We start from the raw sequence: 15,241 nt of genomic DNA on the forward strand, positions 1-15,241 counted from the left end.
TCTCCCCCCACCGGGGGTTGCCAACCTAGTTAAAAATGTGTCGGATGGGCCCCCCGGTTGGGGTTTTACCTTGTGGTTTGGGGAACGTCGGCGCGGCCGGACCGTCGACGGTCCGGCCGCGCCGTCGTCCCTGTGCGCGGGTCAGCCCGCGGCGACCGTGAGGCCGTCCTTGTCCTCGGCGAGGTCCACCCGGACGGTGTCGCCGTCGCGGACCTCGCCGGCAAGCAGCGCCTTGGCCAGCCGGTCGCCGATCGCCGCCTGGACCAGTCGGCGCAGCGGGCGGGCGCCGTAGATCGGGTCGTATCCGTGGTCGGCCAGCCAGGTCCGGGCGGTGTCGCTGACATCCAGGGTGAGCCGGCGGTCGGCCAGCCGCCGCCGCATCCGGGCCAACTGGATGTCGACGATCGACCGCAGTTCCTCGCCGGTCAGCGAGGAGAAGACCACGATGTCGTCCAGCCGGTTGAGGAACTCCGGCTTGAAGTGCGTGCGGACGACCGCGAGCACCTCTTCGCGCCGCTGTTCCTCCGTCAAAGTCGGATCGGCGATCATGGCCGAGCCGAGGTTGGAGGTCAGGATCAGGATGGCGTTGCGGAAGTCGACCGTACGGCCCTGGCCGTCGGTGAGCCGGCCGTCGTCGAGCACCTGGAGCAGCACGTCGAAGACGTCCGGGTGGGCCTTCTCCACCTCGTCCAGCAGCACCACCGAGTACGGCCGGCGGCGCACCGCCTCGGTGAGCTGGCCGCCCTCCTCGTAGCCGACGTAGCCGGGTGGGGCACCGACCAGCCGGGCCACCGAGTGCTTCTCGCCGTACTCGCTCATGTCGATGCGAACCATGGCCCGCTCGTCGTCGAAAAGGAACTCGGCGAGCGCCTTGCCCAGCTCGGTCTTGCCGACGCCGGTCGGGCCGAGGAAGAGGAAGCTACCGGTCGGCCGGTCCGGGTCGGCGATGCCGGTGCGGGCCCGGCGGACCGCGTCGGAGACCGCGGTGACGGCCTCCCGCTGGCCGATCACCCGTTCGCCGAGCGAATCCTCCATCCGCAGCAGCTTGGCGGTCTCGCCCTCAAGCAGCCGGCCGGCGGGGATGCCGGTCCAGGAGGCGACGACGGCGGCGATGTCGTCGGCGCCGACCTCCTCCTTGAGCATCGCGCCGTCGGCCTGCAGGCCGACCAGTTCGGTCTCGGCCCGCTTCAGTTCGCCCTGCAGGGTCGGGATACGGCCGTAGCGCAGCTCGGCGGCGCGTTCCAGCTCGCCGTCGCGTTCGGCGCGTTCGGCCTCGCCGCCGAGGCGTTCCAGCTCCTCCTTGGCGGTGGAGATCCGGGTGATGTGGTCCTTCTCCAGGTGCCAGCGGTCGCTGAGCGCGGTCAGCTGCTCGCGCCGGTCGGCCAGCTCCTTGCGCAGCCGTTCGAGCCGCTCGGCGGAGGCGATGTCGGGCTCCTTGGCCAGCGCCATCTCCTCGATCTCCAGCCGGCGGACGGCCCGCTCGATCTCGTCGACCTCGACCGGCCGCGAGTCGATCTCCATCCGCAGCCGGGAGGCGGACTCGTCGACCAGGTCGATCGCCTTGTCCGGCAGGAAGCGGTCGGTGATGTAGCGGTCGGACAGCGACGCGGCCGCGACCAGCGCGGCGTCGGTGATCCGTACGCCGTGGTGCACCTCGTAGCGCTCCTTGAGGCCGCGCAGGATGCCGATGGTGTCCTCGACGGTCGGCTCGCCGACCAGCACCGGCTGGAAGCGCCGCTCCAGCGCCGGGTCCTTCTCGATGTGCGCGCGGTATTCGTCGAGGGTGGTGGCGCCGACCATGCGCAGTTCGCCGCGGGCCAGCATCGGCTTGAGCATGTTGCCGGCGTCCATCGAGCCCTCGCCCTTGCCGGCGCCGACCACGGTGTGCAGCTCGTCCAGGAAGGTGATCACCTGGCCGTCGCTTCCCCGGATCTCCTCCAGCACCGACTTGAGCCGTTCCTCGAACTGGCCGCGGTACTGCGCGCCGGCGACCATCGCGCCGAGGTCGAGGGAGACCAGTTTCTTGTCGCGCAGCGACTCGGGTACGTCCCCGGCGACGATCCGCTGGGCCAGGCCCTCCACGATCGCGGTCTTGCCGACGCCGGGCTCGCCGATCAGCACCGGGTTGTTCTTCGTACGCCGGGACAGCACCTGGATCACCCGGCGGATCTCGGAGTCGCGGCCGATCACCGGGTCGATCTTGCCGTCCCGGGCACTCGCGGTCAGGTCGACGCCGTACTTCTCCAGGGCCTGGTAGGTCTGCTCCGGATCGGCGGTGGTGACCCGGCGGTCCCCGCCACGGACGGCCGGGAAAGCGGCGACGAGGTTCTCTTCGGTGGCGCCGGCGGCCTTGAGCGCCTGGGCGACGGCTCCACCGACCTGGGCCAGCCCGGCCAGGAGGTGTTCGGTGGAGGTGTACTCGTCGCCGAGCGGGCGGGCGATCTGCTCGGCGGCGACGATGGCGTTGGCGAACTCGCGGGCGAGGCTCGGTTCGGCGACGCTGGAGCCGCGCGCGGCCGGCATGTTCTCCACCGCCCGGGCGGCGGCCCGGCGCAGTTCTACGGGGTTGGCGCCGACCGCCCGCAGCAGTCCACCGGCGGTCGAGCCCGCGGTGTCGAGCAGCGACAGCAGCAGGTGCCACGGCTCGACGGTGGCGTGCCCGCGCTGGCTGGCGATGGCGACGGCGCCGGTGATTACTTCACGGCTCTTCGTGGTAAGACGTTCGGCGTTCATGGGCTCCCCTGTCAGGCGTGTCCACTGATCACGACACAACCAGACTTGAGTCTATTCCACTCAACTCTAGAGCAGTGACGCCGATCACATTTCGCCCGTATTTCACCGCCCCGGAGACCGTTGCGCCCGCGAGTACGGTGAGCGGCGTGCGAGTACGCGTGGAACAGACGACCCTGCCCGGAATCGGGGTACGCCACGACGTGGTGACCGAATCCGGCCGCCGGGTGGGTGTGGTCTCACACCGCACCGGCCGGCGTGACCTGGTCATCTACGACGAGGACGATCCCGACGCCTCGACCGAGGACATCCCGCTCACCGACGACGAGGCCGAGGCGCTGGCCGACATCCTGGGCGCGTCGCTGATGCTGGGACAGCTCGCCGGGCTCCGGCAGCAGGCCGCCGGGCTGCTGACCGAACAGATCGCCATCCCGGCCGGATCGACGTACGTCGGCCGCTCGCTCGGTGACACCAAGGCCCGGACCAGGACCAGCGCGTCGATCGTCGCGATCCTGCGCGACCGGGAGGTCATCGCGTCGCCCGGCCCGCAGTTCCGGTTCGAGGCCGGTGACGTGGTCGTGGTCGTCGGCACCCGCAAGGGGCTCGACGGCGTCACCGCGATCCTCGCCGACGGCGACCCGGACGGCTGACCGGATGCACCACACCACCACCCTTCTGATCGAGGTCGGCGCCCTCCTCCTGCTGCTCGGCCTGCTCGGCCGGATCAGCCGCCGGTTCGGCATCTCCCCCATCCCCCTCTACCTCTTCGCCGGGCTCGCCTTCGGGCACGGCGGCCTGCTGCCGCTGTCGGCGAGCGAGGAGTTCTTCGCCGTCGGCGCCGAGATCGGCGTGATCCTGCTGCTGGTCATGCTCGGCCTCGAATACACGGCGAGCGAACTGGTCGGCAACCTGCGCGCGGCCGCCCCGGCCGGGCTCGTCGACGGCGCACTCAACGCGCTGCCCGGCGCCGCCTTCGCGTTGCTGCTCGGCTGGGGCTGGGTGGCCGCCGTCGTACTGGCCGGAATCACCTGGGTCTCCTCGTCCGGCGTGATCGCCAAGGTGCTCGCCGACCTCGGCCGGCTCGGCAACCGGGAAACGCCGGTCATCCTCTCCGTCCTGGTCATCGAGGACCTGGCGATGGCGCTCTACCTGCCGCTGCTGACCGCCGTACTGGCCGGCACCGGCCTGATCGGCGGCGGGATCGCGCTCGCCGTCGCGGTCTTCACCGTCGTCGTCGTGCTCGTGGTGGCGATCCGGTACGGCAACCTCATCTCCACCATGTTCTCGGCCAAGGACCCCGAGGCGCTGCTGCTCGGCGTGCTCGGGCTGACCCTGCTGGTCGCCGGCATCGCCGCGCAGCTCAACGTCTCGGCGGCGGTCGGCGCGTTCCTGGTCGGGATCGCCCTGTCCGGCCCGGTCGCCCACAACGCGACCGAACTGCTGTCCCCGCTGCGTGACCTGTTCGCCGCCGTGTTCTTCGTCTTCTTCGGCCTGGCCACCGATCCGCGCGACATCCCGCCGGTCCTGCTGCCCGCGCTCGCGCTGGCCGTCATCACCATGGCGACCAAGGTGGTCACCGGCTACGTGGCCGCGAAACGGGTCGGGATCGCCATACCCGGCCGGTGGCGGGCCGGGCTCGGGCTGATGCCGCGCGGCGAGTTCTCGATCGTCATCGCCGGACTGGCGGTCGCCACACCGGGCATCGAACCGCAACTGGCCGCCCTCGCCACGGCGTACGTCCTGATCACCGTCGTCAGTGGACCGATGCTGGCCCGCATCCCCGACTATCCGTGGTTCAAGAAGTGGCTGGCCGAGCGCAGTGCCGCCCGCCGCCGGACGGCGCTGGCCGCACCCGACTGATCTTCGATCGCCGCGCACGGCCGGCCGCCCGGCCCGCGCGGCGCTACCGCAGTCTCCGTGCGGCGCGTTACCGTTGCGCCGCAACCACTGTGCTGTCCGCGGGGCATGCTCCCCGGTCGCGAGCGGAGGGTCGACCCGTGGGCGTGGAGCAGTCGGGCTTCACCGGTTTCGGCAATCCGGTCGACCCGTCCCCGGCCGAGTTGCGGGCCTGGGCCTACCGGCCCGACTCGGTCCCGTTGCAGTCGATGCCACAGGACTGGGATCTGCTGGTCTCCGGTGACCGGCTGGTCGGCACCCTCTTCGAGCTGGCGATGGACCGCAACTGCCCGGCCCGCCGGTTCGCCCTGCACTGCCTCTACATCTATGCCGCCGACGGCATCCGCACCAACTTCCGCGCCCACCCGAAGCGGCGGCTGCGCAAGCTGGTCGAGCAGGCCGAACGGGCCGGTGACGAACTGATGGTCAACTGGGCGCACAACTGCCGGATGCTGCTGGCCAAACCGCACCTGTTCGCCTACCCCGACTGGTGCGAGGGCGGCCTGGTCCGCAGCGGCCGCCGGCTGGCCTGAGGGCTGGCCCCCCGGTGGGGCGAGCGGGGCGGAAACGACAGAGCCGGGACCCCCCGTGGGTCCCGGCCCCGTGTCGCCCTGGGTGCGCCCGGTTCAGGCGGTGCGGTCGTCCCGGTTCCGCTCCAGGTAGTCGCGGGCCATCTCCTGGCCCTTGTCGACGTGGCCGGCGTACTTGCCGCCGGTCCGCTCGTCCACCTTGTCGCCGGCGGTCTCGACGGCCTCCTTGGCCTTGTCGCTGCCACCGAGCTTGTCGACGGCCTTGTCCGCCATCTCCTTGAACGAGTCGGCGATCCCCATCGCAACCCCCTCCCTAGTCGACCTTTAGTCCGGATTGTGCCCTCCGAACTATTAGGGAGATTAGTCCAGAAGATCAGATCAGGTGACCGAACGGCTCAGTCCGTGCCACCCGACCTGCCCGGCCGCCAGACCACCAGCGCCGTCGTCGTACGGTTCGTCGGCACCAGGTCACGGCGCGGGTAGGGCCCGACCGCCTCCAGTTCGGCGATCCGCCGGTAGGCGGCGGCCAACTCGGCCTCCATCGCCGCGACCCGCTCCTGCAACTGCTCGACGAGCTGCTCCAAGCCGATGATCCGCTTGATGCCGGCCAGGTTGACCCCGTCGTCCTGGCTCAGCCGCTGCACCTCGCGCAGCAGCACCACGTCGCGCACGCTGTAGCGCCGGCCGCCGCCGGAGGCCCGGCCGGCCTGCACCAGCCCCAGGCGGTCGTACTGCCGCAGGGTCTGCGGGTGCATGCCGGCCATCCGCGCCGCCACAGAGATCATCAAGACCTTGGCGTCGGACGCCTCGGTGACCGAGATCACGAACTCCTCCGTCATGACAACCCCTCCCTCATGCCCGTCCCCTCCCGGAAACCGTCACTCAGACCGACGCACGCGGGCGTCGATATGTTCCCGATCAGGGGCCGGTGCCAGCTTGGCGAAGTTCTCCAGCGCCTCCCGGGCCTCCTCGGACAGGTCCTTCGGTATGACGACTTCGAGCGTCACCAGCAGGTCGCCCGGCTGGCCGTCCCGCCGGACGACCCCCTTGCCCCGGGCCCGCAGCTTCCGCCCGCTCGGCGTGCCCGGCGGCACCCGCAGCGTCACCGCCCCGTCCAGGGTCGGGACCCGCAGGTCGGTGCCGGCCACCGCCTCGGCGTACGAGATCGGCACGGTCAGGGTCAGGTCGTCGCCCGTACGCCCGAACAGGTCGTCGCCACGGACCTTGACCAGCACGAACAGGTCGCCGGCCGGCCCACCGCGCTCACCGGGCTCACCGCGCCCGGCCAGCCTGATCCGCTGCCCGTCGGCCACCCCGGCGGGGAACCGGACGTTCAACGTACGGGTCTTGGTGACCCCGCCGGTGCCGTGGCACTCCGGGCACTTGTCCTCGACGATCGTCCCGACGCCCTGGCACTCCCGGCACGGCTCCGAGAAGCTGAACGCCCCCTGGTTGCGGGTCACCAGCCCGGAGCCCTGGCACTGCTGACAGGTGCGGGGCTGGGTGCCCGGCCGGGCGCCGTTGCCGTGGCAGGTGTCGCAGACGCCGGGCGCCCGCAGCGACAGCGGCAGGGTGATGCCGCGTACGGCGTCACCGAAGTCGAGCACGACCTCGGTCTCGACGTCGCGGCCCCGGCTCGGCCCCGTGCCGCGGCCCGGACCGGGTCCGCCGCCACCGGAGAAGATCGAGCTGAACAGGTCGGAGAACCCGGCGCCACCGAAGCGCCGGTCGCCGCCCTGCGCCGCCCCGCCGAAGAGATCGGAGGGGTCGAACGGGTAGCCGCCCGGCCCACCGGCCCGTGCACCGCGCCGGAACGCCCCCGAACCGAACAACGAGCGCATCTCGTCGTACTCGCCGCGCTTGCGCTCGTCGGAGAGCACGTCGTACGCCTCGGACGCGGACTTGAACCGCTCCTCGGCCTGCGCGTCGCCCGGGTTGTGGTCCGGGTGCGACTCCCGGGCGATCTTCCGGTACGCCTTCTTGATCTCGTCCGGGGAGGCGGACTTCGAGACACCGAGTACCGAGTAGAAGTCCTTCTCCAGCCAGTCCTTGGAACCCATCTAGTCCACCTCCCCTCGTACGCCCGTCGTCACCTGGTCACTCGGGATCGGCCACCGCTACCAGCGCCGGCCGGAGCAGACGCTCGCCGAGCAGGTAGCCCCGACGCATCACCTCGACACAGGTCGGCTCGGTGACCTCGGCCGAGGTCAGGTGCGCGACCGCCTCGTGCCGGGTCGGGTCGAACGGGTCGCCCTTCTCCCCGAAGCCGGTCAGCCCGAACTTCCCGAGTGCCGCGGTGAGCTTCTCGGCGACGGAGCCGAACGGCCCGACCAGGTCACCGTGGTCGCGGGCCCGGTCGAGGTCGTCGAGCACCGGCAGCAGCTCGGTGAGCACCGTGCCGGTCGTCTGCTCGGCGGCCACCCCGCGGTCCCGGTCGACCCGCTTGCGGTAGTTGGCGTATTCCGCCGACACCCGCTGGACGTCACGGGTCCGCTCGTCGAGCTCGGCCCGCAGTGCCTCCAGCTCGGCCCCGAGCGGCTTGGCCCCGGCGGCCGGCGTGGGCGCGTCGACGACGGGGGCGGTGGCCTCCTCGACGGTCTCCTCCACCTCGCCGACCAGGACCTCGCCCTCGGCGGCCGGGCGCTCGGCGTCGTCGCCGGGAGCCGGCTCCTCGCTCGCCGAGACCTCACCGCTCGCGGTGTCCTCGACGACCGATTCCTCGGCTGCCCGGGTGCCGTCGTCGCCCGCCGGCCCGGCCTTGGCCGCCGGCTTCGGCTCGCCGTCCGCCGGCTGCCCGGCGGCGGTCTCCTTGCCGCCGGTGGCGGCGGGTTGCCCCGCGCCACCGGTGGGGTCGATCTTGCGCTTGTCGCGGATGACGACGCGCTCGGCGGGACGGCCGTCGGCCGCGTCGCCGGACGCGGAGCCACCCGGCGCCGACCCGGATGCCGGGGCGGCGGCTCGTGGCTGGTCCGTCATTCGGTTACCTCACTCCGTTCGACATCGGGACGACGGGTCACTTCTTGCCCTTGTCCTCGTCGACGATCTCGGCGTCGAGCACGTCGTCGGCCCCCGCCGAGGGGCCACCGGTCGCACCGGTCGCACCGGCACCGCCCGGAGCCTCGCCGGCACCCGCCGACGCGCCCTGCTCGGCCTGCTGCGCGTAGAGCAGCGAGCCGGCCTGCTGCGAGACCTGGGCCAGCTTCTCGTGCGCCGACTTGATCTTCTCCAGGTCGGAGCCGCCGAGGGCGCCGCGCAGGTCGCCGAGCGCGTCGTTGATCTGGTCGCGGGACTCGGCCGGAAGCTTGTCGCCGCTCTCGGCGAGGAACTTCTCGGTCTGCCACTGGAGCTGCTCGGCCAGGTTGCGGGTCTCCGCCTCCTCGCGCCGCCGCTTGTCCTCGTCGGCGTGGTCCTGGGCGTCGCGCATCATCCGCTCGATGTCGTCCTTCGGCAGCGCCGAGCCGCCGGTGATCGTCATCGACTGTTCCTTGCCGGTACCGAGGTCCTTGGCGTTGACGTGGACGATGCCGTTGGCGTCGATGTCGAACGTCACCTCGACCTGCGGCACGCCGCGCGGCGCCGGCGGGAGGCCGGTCAGCTCGAAGGTGCCGAGCTTCTTGTTGTAGGCGGCGATGTCGCGCTCACCCTGGAAGACCTGGATCAGCACCGACGGCTGGTTGTCGTCGGCCGTGGTGAAGACCTCGGAGCGCTTGGTCGGGATGGTGGTGTTGCGCTCGATGAGCTTGGTGAAGATGCCGCCCTTGGTCTCGATGCCCAGGCTCAGCGGGGTCACGTCGAGCAGCAGGACGTCCTTGACCTCGCCCTTGAGCACGCCGGCCTGCAGCGCGGCACCGACGGCGACGACCTCGTCGGGGTTGACGCCCTTGTTGGGGTCGCGGCCGATGAGCTGCTTGACCAGATCGGTGACGGCCGGCATCCGGGTCGAGCCGCCGACCAGGATGACGTGGTCGATGTCGGACACCTTGACGCCGGCGTCCTTGACGGCCTGCTCGAACGGGCCCTTGGTGCGGTCGAGCAGGTCCTGCGTCATGCGCTGGAACTCGGCGCGGGTCAGGGTGACGTCGAGGTGCAGCGGCGCGGACGGGGCACCGTCGGCGCCGGCCGGGCCGGCCGTGATGTACGGCAGGTTGATGTTGCTGGTCGACGCCGCGGACAGCTCGATCTTGGCCTTCTCGGCGGCCTCGCGCAGCCGCTGCATGGCCATCTTGTCCTGCGACAGGTCGACGCCGTGCTGGCCACGGAACGTCTTGACCAGGTGGTCGATGATCCGCTCGTCCCAGTCGTCGCCACCGAGGTGGTTGTCACCGCTGGTCGACTTGACCTCGATGACGCCCTCGGCCAGCTCCAGCAGCGAGACGTCGAACGTGCCGCCGCCGAGGTCGAAGACCAGGACGGTCTGCTCCTTGGAGCCCTTGTCCAGGCCGTACGCCAGCGCCGCCGCGGTCGGCTCGTTGACGATCCGCAGGACGTTGAAGCCGGCGATCTCACCGGCCTCCTTGGTGGCCTGGCGCTGCGCGTCGTTGAAGTACGCCGGAACGGTGATCACCGCGTCGGTGATCTGCTCGCCCATGTACGCCTCGGCGTCCCGCTTGAGCTTCATCAGCGTGCGCGCCGAGATCTCCTGCGGGGTGTACTTCTTGCCGTCGATGTCGACGGACCAGCTGGAGCCGATCTCACGCTTGACCGAACGAATGGTCCGGTCCGGGTTGGTCACCGCCTGGCGCTTCGCGACCTCACCGACGAGCACCTCGCCGTTACGCGCGAACGCCACGATCGAGGGCGTGGTACGGGAGCCCTCGGCGTTGGCGATGACGGTGGGCTCACCACCCTCGAGAACGCTGACGCAGGAGTTCGTCGTGCCGAGGTCGATGCCGACCGCACGTGCCATCTTCGCTTCCTCGCTTCACTGGTTGTCACAAGTTGAGTGGACCGGACTCAATAGTGCCACGATCATCGGCAGCGTCAAGTTGGCATTGAGTCGGGTACACGCAACTCTGGGTCGACGGACCCACCCTGACCACCCCGTACACCGATCGCGGGCAGGGAGCCCCCAGGGCGGTTCATGTTGTGACTGGTGCACGGATCAGGCACCCTTTTACCCGTGACGACGCAGGGTGACCCGACCACCGATCCCGGCGTGTCCGTCGTTCCCGAGCCGCCCGAGGATGTCGTCGAGACGCCCGCCGACGATTCCAGCGTGAATAGTCCCGAAAAATCCGACTCGCCGGCTGAGAAGCCCTCGACCGACGACCCGGATGCCGGCGCCGCCGAGCCCGCCGAGGCGGACGTGACCGAGGACACGTCGGCCCTCCCGGACGCCCTGCACCGACTCCGGACCGTGATCGATTCGTCGGCCTACCCGCTGGTGCTGCCCTCCGCCGACGACGCACGACGGGTCGGTGCCGCCCTCGTCGCGCAACTCGACGACTACCTGCTGCCCCGGCTGGCCCGGCTCGACGCGCCGTTGCTCGTCGTCGTCGGCGGCTCCACCGGCGCCGGCAAGTCGACCCTGGTCAACAGCATCGTCCAGGCCCGGGTCACGGCCTCCGGGGTGCTGCGGCCCACCACCCGGTCGCCGGTGCTCGTCGCCAACCCGGCCGACATCGGCTGGTTCCGCCAGGGCGACCTGCTGCCCGGCCTGACGCGTACCACCGAGCCCGGCGACGACCCCGGCACCCTGCAACTGGTCGCCGCGCCCGCGCTGCCCCCCGGCCTCGCGTTCCTCGACGCCCCCGACATCGACTCCGTCGTCGACGCCAACCGGGCCCTCGCCGGCCAGCTTCTCGCCGCCGCCGACCTGTGGCTGTTCGTCACCACCGCGGCCCGCTACGCCGACGCCGTCCCCTGGGAGCTGCTGCGCACCGCGCGGCTGCGCGGCACCGTGATCGCCCTCGTCCTCGACCGGGTGCCACCGGAGGCAAGTGACGAGGTGGCCGACCACCTGTCCGAGATGCTCGCCGCCCACGACCTCGCGGCGGCACCGCTGTTCGTGCTGCCGGAGACCGACGTCGACGGCCAGGGCCTGCTGCCGTACCAGGTCACCGAGCCGTTGCGGGACTGGTTCCAGCAGCTCGCCGGCGACGCCGCCGCCCGCGCCGCGGTGGTCCGGCAGACCCTCGACGGCGCCCTCGCCGCCCTCGCGCCGGCGGTCGCCACGCTGGCCGGTGCCGCCGACGACCAGGCGGCCGCCGCCGGGGTCCTCGACGAACGGGTACGCACCTCCTACCGCGCCGCCCGGCGCACCTTCGAGGAAGGTCTCCAGGACGGCCGGCTGCTCCGCGGCGAGGTACTCGCCCGCTGGCAGGAGTACATCGGCACCGGCGAGTTCTTCCGCACCCTGGAGGCGCGCGTCGGGCGGGTCCGGGACCGGCTGGTCGCCGCGCTGACCGGGCGCCCCGCCCCGGCGACCCAACTGCAGACCGCGATCGAGTCGCAGCTGGTGACCCTCGTACGCGGGGTGGCGGCCGACGCCGCCGAGCACGCGTACGGCGGCTGGCAGTCGCACCCGGCCGGGGCGGCGCTGCTCGAACCCGAACTGGGACGCCCCTCGGCCGATCTGCCGCAGCGCGCCGAGCGGCTGATCCGTGACTGGCAGCGCGGCGTGCTCGAACTGGTCCGCGCCGAGGGCGGCGACAAGCGGTTCGTCGCCCGTAGCGCGGCGTACGCGGTCAACGCCACCGGGCTCGCCGTCATGATCGCCGTGTTCGCGTCGACCGCCTTCATCCCGACCGGGCTGGAGGTGGCCGCCGGCGCCGGCACCACCGTCGCCGCCCAGAAGGTGCTCGAGGCGATCTTCGGCGACCAGGCCGTCCGCAACATGGCCAGCCGGTCCCGCGAGGACCTTCTGGAGCGGCTGGAGAAGCTGCTCGACGAGGAGGCGGCCCGCTACCTCGTCCGGATCCGCGCGGTCGGCCCCGACCCCGGCCAGGAACTGCGCCGGGCGGCGGCCGACGTCGAGGCCGCCCGCACCGCCGCCGACCTGACCACCGACGCACCGTTCACGCTGCCCGGGGCCGCCCGGTGAGCGCAGCGACGGGCCGGTCGGTCGGCGACCTCGTCGGAAAGGTACGGGACCGGCTCCGCGGTGACCGGCGGGTCGACCCCGACGCCCTGCTGGCCCGGGTCGGTGCGGTCGAACGGTTCGTCCGGGCCACCACCGACCACGTGCCCGAGGACCGGCTCGGCGCCGCCCACACCCTGATCGAACGCGCCGGGGCCCGGCTCGCGCTGTCCCGCGACCACACGGTGGTGGCCCTGGCCGGCGCGACCGGCAGCGGCAAGTCCAGCCTCTTCAACGCCCTGGCCCGGCTCGACCTGTCGCCGGTCGGCGTACGCCGGCCGACCACCGGCGTCGCGCACGCCTGCGTCTGGGGTCCGCTCGACGGCGCCAACCGGCTGCTGGACTGGATCGGGGTGCTGCCCCGCCACCGGTTCGTCCGGGAGAGCGCGCTCGACGGCGACGACGAGGCCGCCCTGCACGGCCTGATCCTGCTCGACCTGCCCGACTTCGACTCCGTCGAACGGGCGCACCGGCTGGAGGTCGAACGCCTGCTCGGCCTGGTCGACCTGGTGATCTGGGTCGTCGACCCGCAGAAGTACGCCGACCGGGTGGTGCACACCGGCTACCTGCGCGGCTTCCAGCAGCACCGCGACGTCACACTCGTGGTGCTCAACCAGGCCGACCGGCTGCCCGCGGCGGACCTCCCCCTGGTCCTCGACGACCTGCGCCGGCTCCTCGACGCCGACGGCCTCGACGGGGTGCCGGTCCTCGCCACGTCGGCGGTCGACCCGGCGGCGATGACCGAACTGCGCGGAATCCTGGAGAACACCGTCGCCGAGCGGCAGGCCGCCCTGCGCCGGCTCGCCGGTGACGTCGACGCGGTGACCGCCGGGCTGGCCGACCTGATCGGTCCGCCGGCCGCCGAGGACGACGTCGACCGTACGACGGTCCGGGAACTGACCGACGCGCTCGCGGCGACGGCCGGCGTGCCGGCGGTCGCCGAGGCCACCGAGCGGGCATACCGGCACCGGGCCGCCGCCTCCACCGGCTGGCCGATCGTCCGGGGCTGGCGCCGGCTACGGCCCGACCCGTTGCGCCGCCTGCACCTGCCCGGCCCCGACGCGCCGAAGACGGCCGACGACGAGGCCGCACCGACCCCGCTGACCTCGGTACCCGACCCCACGGCCGCGCAGCGGTCCGCGGTCGGGCTCGCCGTACGTGCCGTCGCCGCGAAGTCCAGCGCGGCCCTTCCGGCGCCGTGGCCGGCGGCGGTCACCGTTGCCGCCCGGTCCCGGCTCGGCGACCTGCCCGACGCGCTCGACCGGGCGGTGGCCGGCACCGACCTCGGCGTCGGCGGTCGCCCGGTGTGGTGGCGGATCGTCGGCGGGCTCCAGTGGCTGGTCACCCTCGCCGCCGTCGCCGGCCTCGGCTGGCTCCTGCTGGGCTACGCCTTACGCGCCCTGCAACTGCCCGCCCTCGAACACCCGATGATCGGCGCGGTGCCGCTGCCGACCGCACTGCTGCTCGGCGGGTTGCTGCTCGGGCTGCTCCTCGCGCTGGCCGTCCGGCCGCTGACCTCGTTCGCCGCCCGGCGGGCCCGGGCCAGGGCGGAAAACCGGCTGCGGGCCGCCGTGGCCGAGGTCGGCCGGGAGCACGTCGTCGCGCCGGTCCGGTCGGTGCTCCAGGCGTACGCCCAGGCCCGGGAGGCGCTGGCCGCCGCGACGCCGCCGCGCTGACCCCCGTACGGGGGACATCGACGGTCCGCCGAGCCGTAGCTCCTGATACCCGGCGGGCGTCCGCGGGCGTAGGGTCGATCCATGGCCACGCCAAAGACCCCCTACGACGCGGTGCTCGCCGCGGCCCGCGACGTGACCAAGCTCGACTGCGCCCTCGACGCCGAGATGCTCGGCACGGCACTGCTCGGCAGCGTCTACGCGGTCGCCGAGGAGGACCGCGCCACCGCGATCCGCGACTTCGTCACCGGATTCCTCGCAGCCACCTCCCGCCGCCGGACCGCCGCGGCCACCACCATCCGCAACGTCTTCGCCACCCTGGTGCCCGACGCCGCCGGCGCGGCGACGGTGAAGCCGGGCACGCAGGCGCCGTCGTGGTCGCCGCACCTCGGCAAGGTACGGCTCACCGGCAGCTACGCCTACGGCGACGTGTACGGCGACCAGACGTCCTACCTGGCCACCTTCGCCTACGACGACGCCGAGGCGGGCGGCCCGGAGCACGCCGTCGTCGCCCTCGTCGACCACAACATCGGGATCACCAAGGACGTGTTCGTCGGCGGCCCGGCGGAACGGATCCTCGGCCAGGTCCGGCAGATGTGTGCCGACGACGAGTTGACCTGGTTCCGCGACGAGGATCCGCGCCGGCTGCGCGGCGAGGTCGCCCGGCACCTGGTGATCACCGACGAGCTGGGCAACCTGCCCGAGGAGGGCTCACTGGCCACCGACCGGGCACTGGTCGGCGCCCGGCTGGCGCTGCTGCCCACGCCCGCGCTCGCGGCGGTCGAGGAGATTCCGGAGATGTCCGCCGACGAGCGCACCACGCTCGTACGCGACTTTCTGAACTCACCTGAGGCGGCCCGCTTCGGGCTGCACGAGGTGCCCGAGGCCGACCTGGCGTCCCTGCACTTCTGCATCAGCCTGGTGCTCGACCACGGTGCGTCGTTCCCCGACGCCGACCCGATGCGGTGGAGCCCGGCGGTCGCCGGCCTCTTCCTGCTCGACTGGGTGCATCGGCGGGCCGTGCTCGACATGGACGACGCGGCGATGCTGCCCCGGGTGGTGCGTGCATGGGCGGCGTACGCGACCCGGCGGCGGGCCCTGCCGGCGCAGGCGGCGGCGCAGACCGACACCGCGATCGACGACATGATTCCGGAGTTCGTCCGGCTCTACACCACCGGCGAGCGGCGCAGCCCGGCCACCGCCGCGGTCGCGCAGCTGATGGCCGAAGGCATCGATCCCGACGACCCGGACGCGCTCGACGCCTGGATCGAGGCGAACCGGCAGCGGCTCGGCGGCGACGAACCGGCCTGACCGGTCCGGCAGCCGCCCGGCTG

Annotated in this window: 12 protein-coding genes; 6 read left to right on the forward strand and 6 right to left on the reverse strand. The window is 72.4% G+C overall.

The genetic code is table 11. The features are described 5' to 3' along the window. Window positions 1-141: 141 nt before the first annotated feature. Complete coding sequence (gene clpB, locus AB0M79_RS14785; protein WP_364212874.1) at window positions 142-2,733, reverse strand: ATP-dependent chaperone ClpB; 2,592 nt, start codon at window positions 2,731-2,733, stop codon at window positions 142-144. Between the two features lie 146 nt (window positions 2,734-2,879). Here clpB and AB0M79_RS14790 point away from each other — a divergent pair, with 146 nt between their 5' ends. From AB0M79_RS14790 to AB0M79_RS14800, 3 genes are all read left to right on the forward strand, one after another. Further along, the gene (locus AB0M79_RS14790; RefSeq protein ID WP_364212877.1) at window positions 2,880-3,380 is read left to right on the forward strand and encodes a cation:proton antiporter regulatory subunit; all 501 of its coding nucleotides are present in this window, start codon (window positions 2,880-2,882) and stop codon (window positions 3,378-3,380) included. 4 nt (window positions 3,381-3,384) lie between these two features. Beyond that, entirely contained in the window at window positions 3,385-4,590 is a 1,206-nt protein-coding gene (locus AB0M79_RS14795; protein ID WP_364212880.1) for a cation:proton antiporter, read from the forward strand. A gap of 137 nt (window positions 4,591-4,727) precedes the next feature. Continuing rightward, the gene (locus tag AB0M79_RS14800) at window positions 4,728-5,159 is read left to right on the forward strand and encodes a hypothetical protein (protein ID WP_364212883.1); all 432 of its coding nucleotides are present in this window, start codon (window positions 4,728-4,730) and stop codon (window positions 5,157-5,159) included. A 93-nt stretch (window positions 5,160-5,252) separates the two neighbouring features. On the opposite strand, the gene AB0M79_RS14805 is transcribed toward AB0M79_RS14800, so the two are convergent. From AB0M79_RS14805 to dnaK, 5 genes are all read right to left on the reverse strand, one after another. Beyond that, the gene (locus tag AB0M79_RS14805; RefSeq protein ID WP_357543052.1) at window positions 5,253-5,456 is read right to left on the reverse strand and encodes an antitoxin; all 204 of its coding nucleotides are present in this window, start codon (window positions 5,454-5,456) and stop codon (window positions 5,253-5,255) included. Window positions 5,457-5,551: 95 nt separating this feature from the next. Then, the gene (locus AB0M79_RS14810; protein WP_364212886.1) at window positions 5,552-5,995 is read right to left on the reverse strand and encodes a MerR family transcriptional regulator; all 444 of its coding nucleotides are present in this window, start codon (window positions 5,993-5,995) and stop codon (window positions 5,552-5,554) included. 39 nt (window positions 5,996-6,034) lie between these two features. After that, entirely contained in the window at window positions 6,035-7,216 is a 1,182-nt protein-coding gene (gene dnaJ, locus AB0M79_RS14815; protein ID WP_357543056.1) for a molecular chaperone DnaJ, read from the reverse strand. A gap of 37 nt (window positions 7,217-7,253) precedes the next feature. Next, on the reverse strand, window positions 7,254-8,132 hold the full coding sequence (gene grpE, locus AB0M79_RS14820; RefSeq protein ID WP_364212889.1) for a nucleotide exchange factor GrpE: 879 nt from the start codon (window positions 8,130-8,132) through the stop codon (window positions 7,254-7,256). Window positions 8,133-8,169: 37 nt separating this feature from the next. Next, window positions 8,170-10,062 carry a molecular chaperone DnaK gene (gene dnaK / locus AB0M79_RS14825; RefSeq protein ID WP_357543060.1) on the reverse strand — a complete coding sequence of 631 codons (1,893 nt, stop codon included), beginning with the start codon at window positions 10,060-10,062 and terminating at the stop codon, window positions 8,170-8,172. Window positions 10,063-10,461: 399 nt separating this feature from the next. On the opposite strand from dnaK, the gene AB0M79_RS14830 reads away from it, so the two are divergent. The 3 genes from AB0M79_RS14830 (at window position 10,462) to AB0M79_RS14840 (ending at window position 15,218) form a co-directional block, all read left to right on the forward strand. Further along, window positions 10,462-12,198, forward strand: coding sequence for an ABC transporter (locus AB0M79_RS14830; RefSeq protein WP_364213565.1), 1,737 nt, complete (start codon window positions 10,462-10,464; stop codon window positions 12,196-12,198). After that, window positions 12,195-13,910: a GTPase gene (locus tag AB0M79_RS14835; RefSeq protein ID WP_364212893.1), complete on the forward strand. Its 1,716-nt coding sequence runs from the start codon at window positions 12,195-12,197 to the stop codon at window positions 13,908-13,910. The genes AB0M79_RS14830 and AB0M79_RS14835 overlap by 4 nt, the downstream gene beginning before the upstream one ends. Before the next feature lie 81 nt (window positions 13,911-13,991). Then, window positions 13,992-15,218: a hypothetical protein gene (locus AB0M79_RS14840; RefSeq protein WP_364212896.1), complete on the forward strand. Its 1,227-nt coding sequence runs from the start codon at window positions 13,992-13,994 to the stop codon at window positions 15,216-15,218. Window positions 15,219-15,241 lie beyond the last annotated feature (23 nt).

This window comes from Polymorphospora sp. NPDC051019 (assembly GCF_040683055.1).
Taxonomy (GTDB): Bacteria; Actinomycetota; Actinomycetes; order Mycobacteriales; family Micromonosporaceae; genus Polymorphospora; species Polymorphospora lycopeni.

Excerpts from the sequence above, each read along its gene's own strand:
- clpB (WP_364212874.1), bottom strand. The coding sequence starts at position 2,733 with ATGAACGCCGAACGTCTTACCACGAAGAGCCGTGAAGTAATCACCGGC.
- AB0M79_RS14795 (WP_364212880.1), top strand. The coding sequence starts at position 3,385 with ATGCACCACACCACCACCCTTCTGATCGAGGTCGGCGCCCTCCTCCTG.
- AB0M79_RS14805 (WP_357543052.1), bottom strand. The coding sequence starts at position 5,456 with ATGGGGATCGCCGACTCGTTCAAGGAGATGGCGGACAAGGCCGTCGAC.
- AB0M79_RS14810 (WP_364212886.1), bottom strand. The coding sequence starts at position 5,995 with ATGACGGAGGAGTTCGTGATCTCGGTCACCGAGGCGTCCGACGCCAAG.
- dnaJ (WP_357543056.1), bottom strand. The coding sequence starts at position 7,216 with ATGGGTTCCAAGGACTGGCTGGAGAAGGACTTCTACTCGGTACTCGGT.
- grpE (WP_364212889.1), bottom strand. The coding sequence starts at position 8,132 with ATGACGGACCAGCCACGAGCCGCCGCCCCGGCATCCGGGTCGGCGCCG.
- dnaK (WP_357543060.1), bottom strand. The coding sequence starts at position 10,062 with ATGGCACGTGCGGTCGGCATCGACCTCGGCACGACGAACTCCTGCGTC.
- AB0M79_RS14840 (WP_364212896.1), top strand. The coding sequence starts at position 13,992 with ATGGCCACGCCAAAGACCCCCTACGACGCGGTGCTCGCCGCGGCCCGC.